We start from the raw sequence: 12910 nt of genomic DNA on the forward strand, positions 1-12910 counted from the left end.
GCGCAAGTTAATCCGCTAGGACCTTGGCGCTGGCTCTCGGTGTAATTCCGGAAGTAAAGGCCGAACGATGGTGGGGCAACCGGCGCTGCCGGTTCACCTGCTTATGGACACCGGCCCTTTGGCCGGCGTCCAGACTTCATTGCCTGTGTTCCCTAGTGGGTTGCGCCCGACCCACCGGCTGCGACGATTGCGAAGGGTTGTCCCTCGACCGCGATCGTGCGGGTCTCCTTCAGTGTTTCGGTGTCGATCACGCGTACCAGGCTTTGGCGCGGATCAGTGATGGCGAGGTGATTGCCGGCGACGGCGAGGCGGGGCCTTGCGTCGCGCCAGTGGCCATCTTTGCTGTAGGGCTCCGTGACGATTTCCGATTTGGTGATCACGCCATCCACGACGTCAAGGAGGTGAAGCTTGCCGTCCTCCGTCAGGATATAGGCGTTGCGTGACTTTGCTGGATCGAGGATGAAGTCCACCCGCCGCAGCGGCAGTTCGACGAGGCGGTAGGGTTCCTTCGCGTCGGCGTCGATCAGTACGACCTTGTCTTCTCCGTAGTTCCCAAGGAAGAACTGCATAGAAGTGCCGCCGAGCAGTGTGGATACCTTGCCTTCCGGCAGCTTGTCGCCATAGGCGAGCATCTCGAGCTTGGGGCCATCGAGCCCACCTGGGCGTGCGACCAGGACGCCCTCGGCGCAACCGAAGGCGGCCAGGCGGGCGGACGTCGCTTCACCGTGGAGCCCCGTGCAGGTTGCGACATCGCCGACCTGCTTGCCCTCCTTGTCGAGAACACGCAGGCCCAGGCGGGGAGGAAGCTCACCTTCCTTTACCGTCGCTTCGAGGTTCGGGACCGAAACGAGAAGATGGTTGCCGGTCGAAACCGCGACGCCATGGTGTGCGGCGGTAGTATCGTAAGCCTTGAGCTCCGCCTTGCCGTCCAGAAGCGCGCTTTCGCCAAGCAGATCGAACTTGCCACCGCGATCGTAGAAGATGGCGAGATCGTCACCATGGGCAACCACGTGGCCGGGCTTTTGTCCGCGAATGGTTTTCTCAAGCAGCCTCGGCTCCTTGACCTCGATGTCCCGGTGCTCGCCGTGATCGGAAAGCGCTATGCCGGTGTCGATGGCATGGATCAGGTTCTGTTCGCCCTGGACGGCAAAGACGGTTCGTCCGGTGTCGCTCAGGGAAAGGGCGGCGTAGCCTTCAAGGTCAAAACGGCCGATTTCCTTGTCCGTTTCCAAATCGATGGCGCGGACCACGGGCTGGGTGTGGTCGGCAATGAACAAACGCCAGGTCTCGCGCTGCTGTTCTTCCTCGGCATGAGAGGTCAACGGAAAGGCGAGGGTCGCGAGAATGGTGGTGGCGAAAAGCGCGGGCAAACCGGAGCGGGACATGAAATCTCCTATAATGTAATAACGTAACATGTGTTGTGTTATAGCGTTACATTCGCCTTGTCCAGCGGCAACAAGCTGACGTTTGCACATGCGTCAACGAAGCCGTCACAGGCGGCCCGCGACGGCGGCCTACGTGGCTCGCTGGCGTTAAGGAGTGTGAAGCTCGGTCCTGACGGACCGATTGGCATTCCGCGACTTCGCCTGGAGCGGCGGATGGCGGCATGTGTTGCCGCCACCCTTTGAAATGCTCGGTTTCTCCGTTGGTGGGCTTCGCCGATTTTCAGGGCTGGGGGGCTTTGGGCGAGATGGACCAAAACCCGCCATAGGGCCTTCATCAGCGACGAAGGCCGCCAAACGCGGCGGGACCCGGTCATCCTGCTACTTCGCTGTGCCTTCGTTCAGGGGCAGCTTGCTCCCGCGACGCTGCGGTAGGCGGCCGTTCAGAACGATGTAGGCGAGAAGGCCGATCACCAGGCCCCAGAAGGCCCCGCCGATCCCGAGCAGCTTGATGTTGGCGGCGGAGGCCAGGAACGTGATGAGCGCCGCTTCGCGGCAGGCCGGGTCGGCTGTTGCTGCAGCAAGGCTGCCACCAATGGTACCGAGAAGGGCGAGGCCCGCTAGCGTGGCGATGAAGGTCGCAGGAAACGCCATGAACACGGCCGCAAGCGTAACGCCGAACACGCCGACGAGCACGTAGAAAAAGCCCGCGGCGATACCCGCGATCCAGCGCCTGGAGGGGTCTTCGTGGGCCTCCTTGCCGGTTGCGATCGCCGCCGTGATTGCCGCGATATTGAAGGCGTGCGAGCCGAAAGGCGCCATGATCAGCGAACCGAAGCCAGTCGTCGTCACGATCGGGTTGGCGCTGGTGTTGAAGCCGTCATTCCGCAGCACCAGCATTCCCGGCATGTATTGGCCGGTCAGCGTGATGAGAAACAGCGGCAGTGCGACCGAAAGCAGCGCGTTCAGCGAGAACAACGGCATGGTGAAAATGGGCGCCGCGAACTCCAACTTCAGACCCGACAGGTCGACCCGGCCCTCCGCGAGCAGGAACAGGAGCCCGAGAACGAGGATGCCGACCACGGCATAGCGGGCGGAGAAGCGCTTCAGGACGACGTAGGCGACAATCAGCAGGCCGACGAGCAACGGATCGACGCTTGCGCCGCCGAACGCGCCGATGCCGAACTGCAGCAGGATACCGGCGAGCAGGCCCGCGGCGATGCCTGGCGGGATCAGCCGGATGACCTTCTCGAAATAGCCCGAAAGCCCGAGTGCGACGAAGGCTAGAGCCGAGATCATGTAGGCGCCGATGGCCTCGGCATAGGGCGTGGTCGCAAGCGCAGTGACGAGAAAGGCTGCGGCCGGCGTCGACCAGGCGGTGATGATAGGCTCGCGATAGCGCCAGCTCAGCCAAAGCCCCGTCATTCCCACGCCGATCGAGACCGACCAGACCCAGGAAGCCGTCAACTCGGGGCTGAGCCCAGCCACTTTCGCGGCTTGAAAGACCAGGATGAAGGTGCCGCCATAGTTGACGATGACGGAGATCAGACCCGCGACAATGGGATGGGCAAGGTCGTTGAAGCGAAGGGATGACGGGAAAACATGTGATGACATGATCTATCGGGGCTCCTGAAATTTCGGGGAGGACTGGCAAGCCGCGTTGACAAATAGCCAGTCATTGGCCCGATATGCCCATCCATTTCGCTGAAGAGGATCAGACCATTTGTTCAAGCATTCCCAACTCGAGTCCGTGAAGGCATGGATTGCCCAGCCCGCCCAGGCTGGGATGCCGCTTCATGCGCGCATCCAGCGGGCGATCCGGCAGTTGATCCTCGACGGTGCGCTTGGGCCGGGAAAGCCGCTTCCAGCTTCGCGCGTGCTCGCCAAATCCCTCGGCGTATCGCGCGATACGATCGAAGCGGCCTATGGCCAGCTTCATGCCGAAGGCTTCATCGACCGTCGCGTCGGGAGCGGCAGTTTCGTGGCCGAGGTGAAGGAGTTTGCACCCGGCAGGCGCCTGTCTCCAAGGCGCGCGCAGTCGCCCAACCAGGCAGCGGCTTTGAGCAGGCGGGGCAATGCCATGTTCGGCAGCGGCGGCGTCAGTGAACAGCTGTTGCCCCGCCCCTTCGCCCATGGCGTGCCGGAGACGCGCACTTTTCCGCTCGCGCTGTGGGAGCGCCTTGGACGGCAGGTCTTGCGCGAAACCGGCAGAAGGGCGCTGCTTCACGGCGACCCGCAAGGGATCGAGGAGCTGCGCCGTGCCATTGCCGACTATGTGAACCTAGAACGCGGCGCCCGTACCACGGCCGAACGGGTGCTGATCCTCACCAGCTCGCAGCAGGCGCTGACATTGTGCGCAAACATGCTGCTCGATCCCGGTGACCGCATCTTCATCGAGGATCCGGCCTATTACGGCGCGCGCAAGGCGTTCGATGCGGCGGGGCTCGAATGCGTCCCCATCCGCGTCGACCGCCATGGCATCGCCGTCAACCAGATCAAGGCGGAGACGCGCAAGGTCAAGGCCGTATTCCTGACGCCCTCGCATCAGTTCCCGGCCGGCGCCACGCTGACGCTCGATCGCCGCCTTGCGCTGATCGAATGGGCGAGCCGCCATCAGTCCTGGATCCTCGAGGACGACTACGACAGCGAATTCCACTATGCCGGCAAACCAACGGCCTGCCTTCAGGGCCTCGATCCGCACGACCGGACGATCTACATCGGCACCTTCACCAAATCGCTCTTTCCAGGGCTTCGGATCGGCTATGCAGTTCTGCCGCCTGAGCTGGTCAAGCCGATGACCGTCGCGCGTACTCTGCTTGACGGGCACTCCGCTCCGATGGCGCAAATGACACTCGCGCGCTTCATGGAAGGCGGGCATTTCGGCGCCCATGTGCGCACAATGCGCAGCATCTACGCCGACCGGCTCGACCTTTTGGCGATGCTTGTCATAAAACATCTGCCGCATTTCCTTGAAGCGCGGGTGCCCGATGGCGGCCTGCAGATGCCGTGCGCGCTGACAGGTGCGATCTCGGAGGCCGCGGCCGTCGATGCGGCACGACGTGTCGGGATCGAGATCATGGGATTGTCCGCGCTTCACGCCGGCGGCAAGCCCGAGCCCGGGTTCCTCATGGGGTTTGCCGCTTATACGCCAAGCGAGATCGAGGGGGCGGTGCGGAAGCTGGCTGGTGCCTTCCGGGCCGCGGCGACGTCATAGGTCGTCCAAGCGTCGCCCGCAACGGCTCGCCATTCAGTCCTGGATGACGAGCTGGAACCAGGTGTCGAGAGATCTGCTGCGCTTGACGGCGTCGAGATAGGCGAGCAGCGATAAGCAACCGAACGTCGCACCTCGCCGGGCAGACGCCGGAAAAACGATTCCCGTTTTGGTGCATTTTTTGCGGAGAACCGGCGCACTGCATAAAGTTGTAGGTACCATCGAAATGGAAAATCCATAAACTCGCGCTAGACCGATCGTCATTCGTGAATCGGGAGCGAGGCATGCAAAGAGACGTGCAGTTCAACGGGCAGAAAGATTGGCGGATCGCGCGATATGCCATCGGCGGCATTGTTGGATTCGCCGTGCTCGCCCAGCTCCTGGTCTATCTCAGCCTGGTCGCCCTGGTCGACCAGCCTTATGCGGCTGCCATGGTCGGTGCCGCGCTAATCTCCCTGCTGATGGGCGTGCCACTGATCGTCGTGGCAGCGACGCAGTTTCGCCGGGCGCAGCGCCTGCGCAACCAGATCAATCATGTTGTCGCCCATGATGCCACGACGGGCTGCGTGACCGGTCGCGGGCTCGTACAGCAGGTCAATGGCCTCGAACGCCGCCGCCAAAGCGCCGGCGAGGAGCTGCATGGCGCGCTCATTCATCTGCGTATCAACAATCTCGATGACGTCGGCGCTGCTTTCGGCCCGGCCTGGAGCGAGGAGCTGCTGCAATTCGTCGCTTCGACGATCAGCACGTCCGTGCGTCGCGACGATATCGTCGCCCGGACGGGCCCAGCCAGTTTCGACGTCCTGCTCGTCGGCGCAACGGAGACGGATGCGGAACATGTCTCAAACCGCCTGACGACGGCGCTGTCGTCCGCCCATTTCTCTGCCGATGGCAGCAAGGTCGACCTCGAACTCAGCGTCGGCGGAGCTTTGTTCGATGGCAGTGTCGATCTGGAACGCTTGCGCCGGGCAGCTGCCTCCGAGACGGTCATAGTTGCCAGCGAGGGCACCCGGCCTGTCGATTTCGTCCGCCTGCCTTCGGCGTGAATGACTGGCGATAACGTTGCTTGTGCCGGAGTCGTATGCAACGATCGCTCGCGGCGGCTGAGGGCCAGTTCGTTTGTCGCTTTAGGGTTGTGTTGCGCTGGGCCCCACTGTTGCAAAGGGTTGCCTGTCATCTGCAGTACTGTCGTGGAGCTTATTTCAATTCAATAGGTTACTGGAATCTTTTGGCGCAACACCGTTGTTCCATTTTTGCAACATAGCCGTGCGAAAGCTTGGGCCTATCAGGGACCACCCCAAAATTGGTCCCTGCTTTATATTACCTCTGTATTATCTGTCGATAAATAAGGCAGTTGCGACGTACGTTTGGATTAACCAGCATGTCGTACTGATTGCGAGGGGGATAGAGTTGAAAGTGGGGAAATTTATTGGAGGCGGGCTGCTTTCTATTCTGCTCGCGTCGACGGTGTTTGCGGGTGGTGCTGCGGAAGCGATGACGCTGAGGGAAGCGCTTCAGATTGCGATGGAATCGAATCCGGAAATCGGTCAGTCGATCGAAAACCGTGAGGCAATCGAATTCGAACTGCGGCAGGCGCGCGGTCTCTATCTGCCGAGCGTCGACGTCGAAGCATCGACTGGTGTGCGCCACCTCGAAGACAGCAGCCGTCGCCTTGCCTCGATCGAGAACGATCCGCTCTATCCTTCCGACGTCGGGCTGACCATCACGCAGAAGCTCTTTGATGGTGGTGGCCGTCGCGCCGAACTCGAGCGTCAAGCAGCGCGCGTCGATAGCGCCTCCTTCCGGGTGCTGGAGCGTTCCGAGACGATCGGCTTGCAGATCGTTCGCGAGTATTTCGAATATATTCTCCAGCAGCAGATCGTTGCGGAAGCGCGCAAGAACGTCGGCGTGCACCAGTCGATCTTGTCGGATATCAGTTCGTTGATTTCGGGCGGCGCTCTCACCGAGGCAGACCGTCAGCAGGCAAGCGAACGGCTGCTGGCGGCCAAGGCCCGCCTGCAGGAAGCGGAAGAGGCTTTCGATACGGTCAAGATCAGCTTCAACCGCCTGGTCGGACAGCCCCTCACCAATCCATCCATGCCGAAGTCGGTCGCCGGCGCGCTGCCGAAGACACTGGAGACGGCGATCGGCATTGCGCGCACCAACAATCCGCGGATCAAGGCTGCCGACTCCGACATCAATGTCGCGGACTCGCAGGTCAAGGCGGCACGCTCGAACATGCTGCCCGAAGTCTTCGCCGAGGGCCGCGTGCGCTCAGGCAACGATATCGACGGCTCGACCGGCAACACCTGGGACGCACAGGGCCGGATCGTCGCGAAGTGGAATCTCTATCGTGGCGGCATCGATGTCGCCAACGAGCAGGAGCAGATGCGCCGCGCAAGCGAACAGCGCCTGGTCTTCCATCAGGCGCACCGCGAGGTCGAGGAAGCCGTGCGCATCTCCTGGGAGCGCCGCGGCAGCCAGTACGACATCGCCCGCACGCTGAACCAGCAGGCGCAGATGAACGTGCAACTCGTCGAATCCTATCGCGAGCAGCTCAAGGTCGGCCAGCGTTCGCTGCTCGACGTGCTCGGCGCGCAGAATTCGCGTTTCAACGTCAGCGTTCTCGCAAAGACCGCGCAGTATGCCGCGCTTTTTGCCGAGTACCGGCTGCTGGCAGCAACAGGCCAGCTGCTGCCGACCATGAAGATCAAGGCGCCGGCGCAGGCGGAAGCCTATGCGCGCAATGAGTTCAATGTCCCGGATGCGCCGGCCACGGAAACCTATCGTCGTGTGCCGTCGCGCCAGACGAACGACTTGCCGCTCGACCTGTTGGCGCCGATCCGGCAGAAATGAATAGTCCTCGTCAGGGTGGACACAACCGGTGGTAATGCAAGGCATTGACAGGCATGTGCAGATTGGCCCGTCTCTGACCGGCTTTTCCGAGGCGTTCAAGGAGATTTGCATCTTCTTGAACCGCCCCTCGTCAGATAGTGTGCTCTATTCGGACGTGCCCTTCGACCCTCGGTTGCCGAGCGCCGAGGACGTCTCCCGTATTGCCGAGCGGGTCGGCCTGGAAACGGAGCTCGTTTCCGCGCGCGCGATCGGCAATCGTGATTTCGTCTACCCTCTGCTGCTGGTCTTTCGCGATGGCAGTGCCATGGCGCTTCTGGAAGAGGCGCCCGACGGCACGCTAAGCCTCTCCAACAGACTGGCGGCGCCCCGCGAGATGCCGATCACCCTGTCCGACCTTGAGGTCGGCGGGCTCGCCTACGCCTTGTCTTTCTCGGCCACCTACCTCAACACCGCGACTGGCCGCGGCGTCGGCGAGGCGCGCAACATCGACCGCCGCCATTGGCTGACCGCCACGGTCAAGCCGTTCTGGCAGGCCTATGTGCAGGTCGCGGTCGCCGCGTTCTTCATCAACGTGCTGGCGCTTGCAGCCCCGCTCTTCACGATGAACGTTTATGATCGCATCCTGCCGAACAAGGCTATCGCGACCCTCTGGGTGCTGGCGCTCGGGATCAGCACCGCCATTCTCTTCGACTTCCTTTTGAAGACTGTGCGTGCGGCGCTGATCGACTATGCCGGCCGCAAGGCGGACCTGAAACTCTCCTACATGCTGTTCGAGAAGATCCTGCATGCGACCATGGCGTCGCGACCGCCTTCGACCGGCGAATATGCCAACCGGGCGATGCAGTACGAATTCGTTCGGGAATTCTTCACGTCGAACACGCTCAGCACGATCATCGACAGTCTTTTCGTCTTCGTCTTCATCGCAGCCGTCTATGCGGTGGCGGGCTGGATCGCCATTATCCCGGCGGTCGCCTTCATCTTCAGTCTCCTGATCGGTTATGTCGCGCAATACAAGATCGGCAACCGCGTCGCCGCCGCGTCGAATGAATCAGCCCAGCGTCAGGCGCTGCTGGTCGAAACGATCAGTGCGATCGAGACGGTGAAGACGCTGCACTCGGAAAAGCAGTTGCTTCGCCGCTGGAACGAGCTCGCCAAGCATTCCTCGAACACGTCCGAGCAGATCAAGGAGATTTCCTCCTGGGCCTCGCATGCGACGCAGTTCGTGCAGCAGCTGGTCACGGTCTGCATCGTCGTTGCCGGCGCCTATGAATTTACCGAGGGCAAGATTTCATCCGGCGCGATCATTGCTGCCAGCATGCTTTCCGGCCGCGCCGTCGCGCCGCTCGGGCAGATCGCCATGACGCTGGCGCGACTGCGCCAGGCCATTCTGTCGCTGCGGATCCTCAATGCCGTGATGGAGCAGCCGGAGGACCGACCGGACACGATCGGCTTCGTCAACCGCGAGATCCGCAACGGCAGCATCACCTTTACGAATCTCGACTTTGCTTACCCGCAAACGGACCACAAGGTGGTCAGCGGTATGAACGTCACGATCAAAGCGGGCGAGCGCGTCGGCATCATCGGCCGCATCGGTTCGGGCAAGACGACAATCGGCCGCCTTCTGGCGGGTCTCTACGCGCCGAGCGCCGGACGCATCCTGCTCGATGGTGTCGATATTCGGCAGCTACACCCCTCCGTCGTCCGTTCGGCCGTCTCGTTCGTGTCGCAGAATTCCGACCTCTTTTCCGGGACCATCAAGGAAAACCTGCTGATGGCGAACCCGACCGCCAGCGACGAAGAGGTGGTTGCGGCAGCGAGACTGGCCGGCGTCGATGAGTTCGTCTCGCATCATCCGCGTGGTTATGACATGCCGGTCGGCGAACGCGGTTCCCAGCTTTCGGGTGGACAGCGCCAGGCGGTCGCCATTGCCCGGCTGCTACTGCGCAAGCCGAAGGTGGTGTTTCTGGACGAGCCATCCGGTGCGATGGACCTCGCCAGCGAGCGCGAGTTGATCAACAAGCTTTCCAATGTCTTCAGCGGCGACGTCACGCTTTTGATCTCAACGCACCGCCATAGCATGCTGAGCCTTGTCGACCGGCTGCTGGTTCTCGACCGAGGGCGCATCGTCGCCGACGGACCGAAGGCTGCCGTTATCGAGCAGTTGCAGCGACGTTCCGGTCCCGCCGGGCCGGCAGAAGGGGCGGGGCTATGATCCACCCTTATCTAAATGACGATGAAGCAATGCCGGTCCCCGCGTTTCGGAGGGCGCCGAGATGACTGAGAAACCGCCGCTGGCCGCGCGCGCTGGACTGTTGGTGATCGGCCTTTTGATCAGTTCCTTCGTCGCCTGGGCGGCGATCGCCGAGGTCGACGAGATCGCCCGCGGCGAAGGCAAGGTCATTCCCGTCTCGAAAACGCAGATCATTCAATCGAGCGAGCCCGGTATCGTGCGCGAGATCGCCGTGCAGCCCGGCCAGGTCGTGCGCCGCGGCGACCTGATCCTTCGCCTCGATGATACGGCAAGCGGCTCGTCGCTCGGCGAGCTCGAAGCCAAGGCCCGCTCGCTGCGGGCGCAGATCGCACGGCTGGAACTCGAGGAGACCGGGGCCTACGACAGCAAGTACATCTGCCCCGAGGATATCGCCAAGGTTGCCCCGGCAATCTGCGCCAACGAGGAACAGTTGCTTCAGGCCAAGGCCGGAAACTTCAACAACAAGCTGTCGGTGATGCAGGCCCGTGAGGGACAGCGCCAGCAGGAATTGGCGGAAGCGGAGGCCAACATCACCCGGCTGAGCGAGAGCATGCAGGTGACCGAGCGCGAGCAGGAGCTGCTCGCGCCGATGGGCAAGCGCAAGCTCGTCGCGCAAACCGAACTGCTTCGGGTCGAGAAGGAACTGACCGACACCAGAGGACAGCTCGCACTCTGGAAAGAATCGGTCGGCAAACTCGAGGCGGCGCTCAGGGAGGCGTCGCTGCAGGTGACGGAGCTCTCGCTGCAACTGAAGCAGGAGGCGCTGGCCGAAAAAACCGAGGCGCTTTCGCAGCTTTCGGTGATCGATGAGACCATTCGCGGCGCCACAAGCCGGGTTGCCAATACCGACATTCGCTCGCCGGTCGATGGCATCATCAATACGCTCGATGTCAACACCGTCGGCGCCTATGTGACGCCCGGAGCGGTGATCGGCGGCGTCGTTCCGACGTCGGAGACGCTGCTTGTCGAGGCGCGGCTTTCTCCGCGGGATGTCGCCTTCGTTCGCACCGGACAGGCGGCGCTGATCAAGATTTCTGCCTATGATTTCTCGATCTATGGGGGGCTCGGCGGAATTGTCGAGACCGTCAGCGCTGACAGCCTCGTCGACCAGAGCAACGGTGAGACCTACTATCTCGTGCGCGTCAAAACCGACATGGCCGCCCTCGTGAAGGACGGGCGCGAATACGCGATCATGCCGGGCATGATTGCCTCGGTCGACATCATGACCGGCAAGAAGACGATTCTTGCCTACCTGATGAAGCCGATCAACAAGGCCCGCGAGGAAGCGCTGCGGGAGCGCTGACCGATGAACGAGACGCCGCCTCTGGCAGATGAAGAGGACATGAGTGCGCTTCGGTTCCGCGTCGTTACCGTCGGCGGTCAACGCCGCGGCATCAAGCTCGAGGAAATCTACTGGCACTGTCTGGGCGAGCTTGCCGCACGGAATGGCTGTCGGCTTGCCGATATCGTTGCGTCCTGCGAAAGGGAACTCGAAGGCGACGGCAATCTGACCGCACGTCTGCGCTATGTCGCGACCCGCCACCTTCGTGATCAGCTTGAGACGGCCAGAAAGCGCGGCAGCCTGGCGGCCGTCGCCAGCCAGGTACGCGCCAGCCCGTCGCCAGCTTTTGCGCTCACGGGCAGCAAGCACATCGTCGCCTACAACGCGGCCTTCCTCTCCTTCGTTCAGACGCGCGTATTGCGCTCCCAGCAGCCGCAGGCGGCGCGTGGCTTGAGGCTTTCGTTCGACGTTCAGTTCGTCGATCTGGTCCAGCGCTTGAAAGCGGCTCCGGGCGAGCCGCAGCCGGCGGGCTTCACCATCGGGGTGCAGGGGCAGGTTACGCGCGGCAAGCTCAATGCTGCACTCGCCCCGCTCGTGGATCAGGACGTGATCATCGGCTTCATTCTCGGTTGACTGAGTAGTGGTCGCTGCTAACCACAAGGCCGTCAGCCAAGTCGAGCCTGGCGGGCACAGTCAGCGAACGGCGATGCCTTCTCCGGGCATGACGTCGGCAAGCGGTGCGGTGGAGGCGACCTTGTCGCCGGTGCTCTTGATGCCGTGGATCCAGGAACGCTCGGCGCTGACCGAAAACAGCGGCTGATAGCTCGGCAAGGCGGTATCGAGCTTCACCTCGTCGCTGAGGTTATCGAGGATGAAGTGGCCCTGGCTCGTCGTGATCGCGAGGACCGCGTGATATAGGTTGCGCCTGACGTCACGCAGAACCACGATCGACATCGCCTCCGACGGCAGTCCCGCCGCCTTCAACGCGGCCATCTTCAAAATGGCATAGTCTTCGCAGTCGCCCTTGCCTCGGGCAAGAATTTCGTCCGGCGTCGCCCAATAATCCTTGGCCCCGTAGTTTTCCGCGTCCGGCTGGTAGCGAACGATCCGGTTCACAGTCCGGTTGATGCCGCTGATCTTCTGGCGAAAGGCAAGACCATCAGCGTTTTCGATCGCCTGGCCGAGAATGTCGCGGGCGGCGCAACCGCTCTTTTGTGCGCAATCGTTGAAGTCCGCAGCCACCACTGCCGGGTAGACGGTCTTCCACTTGCGGGCGACCGGGATCGCTGACACCCGGAACGCAACCGAGTGGAAAACGGCGGATGGTTCCGACTGTGCGGACGACTGGGGCCGGAGATCAGGGCGGGTCGCCAGCGCCACTTGCTGCACGTTCTGGCGCCGGAGGGCTTCGGAAGCCTGCTTTGACCAGGTGTCGATGGTCTGCGTTGCGATGGCGGCGAGCGGGCTTGCCAGGCTCACCATCTGATGCAACAGGCCGGGGCCGAGCACGGCCGGTTGGCCAGCCTGCGTAGGTGTCGTTGCGAAAAGCGACGCAAGGCCGATCGCGAAGACCGAAGTCTTCAGGTATTTCCTGCCGTGCTTCCAATGCGTCTTATTCATCGCCGTGTCTCTCGGTTTCTTGAGGACACTGTACGAACGAAAAGAAAAATGCCGGTAAAGCGGTATGTATTATTTAGAGTGTTTCGAAGAGATACGTTTTATCTAAAATTTTATTCAAATTTTATACTTGTGTATTCTTTCGGCTCAAGCCACTTCTATATCGGGGACGCCGTGGACTTGCTGACCTTGCTGATGAGGACGGTGGCCGATCACATTCGCCTGTCTCGGAAAAGGCTTGCGCTGGCACCTGGCGATATAGACGTCCACGTCATTGAATGACGCACGTTTTGCCGTGGCAGCATCGCGGC

The 12910-nt window shown here is 62.0% G+C and carries 9 protein-coding genes; 6 read left to right on the plus strand and 3 right to left on the minus strand.

What is annotated here, in order from left to right; genetic code table 11:
• Positions 1 to 152 precede the first annotated feature (152 nt).
• Entirely contained in the window at positions 153 to 1385 is a 1233-nt protein-coding gene (locus IB279_RS27495; protein ID WP_034794689.1) for a metallochaperone AztD, read from the minus strand.
• Positions 1386 to 1763: 378 nt separating this feature from the next.
• Complete coding sequence (locus IB279_RS27500; RefSeq protein WP_090299844.1) at positions 1764 to 2996, minus strand: benzoate/H(+) symporter BenE family transporter; 1233 nt, start codon at positions 2994 to 2996, stop codon at positions 1764 to 1766.
• Positions 2997 to 3105: 109 nt separating this feature from the next.
• Here IB279_RS27500 and IB279_RS27505 point away from each other — a divergent pair, with 109 nt between their 5' ends.
• The 6 genes from IB279_RS27505 (at position 3106) to IB279_RS27530 (ending at position 11615) form a co-directional block, all read left to right on the plus strand.
• Complete coding sequence (locus tag IB279_RS27505) at positions 3106 to 4596, plus strand: PLP-dependent aminotransferase family protein (RefSeq protein WP_034794685.1); 1491 nt, start codon at positions 3106 to 3108, stop codon at positions 4594 to 4596.
• 281 nt (positions 4597 to 4877) lie between these two features.
• The gene (locus IB279_RS27510; protein WP_034794682.1) at positions 4878 to 5639 is read left to right on the plus strand and encodes a GGDEF domain-containing protein; all 762 of its coding nucleotides are present in this window, start codon (positions 4878 to 4880) and stop codon (positions 5637 to 5639) included.
• 448 nt (positions 5640 to 6087) lie between these two features.
• Complete coding sequence (locus IB279_RS27515; protein ID WP_082566420.1) at positions 6088 to 7449, plus strand: TolC family outer membrane protein; 1362 nt, start codon at positions 6088 to 6090, stop codon at positions 7447 to 7449.
• A gap of 34 nt (positions 7450 to 7483) precedes the next feature.
• Positions 7484 to 9661 carry a type I secretion system permease/ATPase gene (locus IB279_RS27520; protein WP_051659312.1) on the plus strand — a complete coding sequence of 726 codons (2178 nt, stop codon included), beginning with the start codon at positions 7484 to 7486 and terminating at the stop codon, positions 9659 to 9661.
• A 61-nt stretch (positions 9662 to 9722) separates the two neighbouring features.
• On the plus strand, positions 9723 to 11003 hold the full coding sequence (locus IB279_RS27525) for an HlyD family type I secretion periplasmic adaptor subunit (RefSeq protein ID WP_090299846.1): 1281 nt from the start codon (positions 9723 to 9725) through the stop codon (positions 11001 to 11003).
• 3 nt (positions 11004 to 11006) lie between these two features.
• Positions 11007 to 11615, plus strand: a complete 609-nt coding sequence (locus IB279_RS27530) for a ribbon-helix-helix domain-containing protein (protein WP_034794673.1) — start codon at positions 11007 to 11009, stop codon at positions 11613 to 11615.
• A 60-nt stretch (positions 11616 to 11675) separates the two neighbouring features.
• Here IB279_RS27530 and IB279_RS27535 read toward each other — a convergent pair whose 3' ends face one another.
• Positions 11676 to 12602: a transglutaminase-like cysteine peptidase gene (locus IB279_RS27535; protein ID WP_244546834.1), complete on the minus strand. Its 927-nt coding sequence runs from the start codon at positions 12600 to 12602 to the stop codon at positions 11676 to 11678.
• Positions 12603 to 12910 lie beyond the last annotated feature (308 nt).

The organism is Ensifer sp. ENS06 (assembly GCF_014852205.1).
Classification (GTDB): domain Bacteria; phylum Pseudomonadota; class Alphaproteobacteria; order Rhizobiales; family Rhizobiaceae; genus Ensifer; species Ensifer adhaerens.

Bases quoted from the DNA above. Each gene is read 5' to 3' on its own strand.
- IB279_RS27510 (WP_034794682.1), top strand. From the start codon at position 4,878: ATGCAAAGAGACGTGCAGTTCAACGGGCAGAAAGATTGGCGGATCGCG.
- IB279_RS27495 (WP_034794689.1), bottom strand. From the start codon at position 1,385: ATGTCCCGCTCCGGTTTGCCCGCGCTTTTCGCCACCACCATTCTCGCG.
- IB279_RS27520 (WP_051659312.1), top strand. From the start codon at position 7,484: ATGCAAGGCATTGACAGGCATGTGCAGATTGGCCCGTCTCTGACCGGC.
- IB279_RS27530 (WP_034794673.1), top strand. From the start codon at position 11,007: ATGAACGAGACGCCGCCTCTGGCAGATGAAGAGGACATGAGTGCGCTT.
- IB279_RS27535 (WP_244546834.1), bottom strand. From the start codon at position 12,602: ATGAATAAGACGCATTGGAAGCACGGCAGGAAATACCTGAAGACTTCG.
- IB279_RS27515 (WP_082566420.1), top strand. From the start codon at position 6,088: ATGACGCTGAGGGAAGCGCTTCAGATTGCGATGGAATCGAATCCGGAA.
- IB279_RS27500 (WP_090299844.1), bottom strand. From the start codon at position 2,996: ATGTCATCACATGTTTTCCCGTCATCCCTTCGCTTCAACGACCTTGCC.
- IB279_RS27525 (WP_090299846.1), top strand. From the start codon at position 9,723: ATGACTGAGAAACCGCCGCTGGCCGCGCGCGCTGGACTGTTGGTGATC.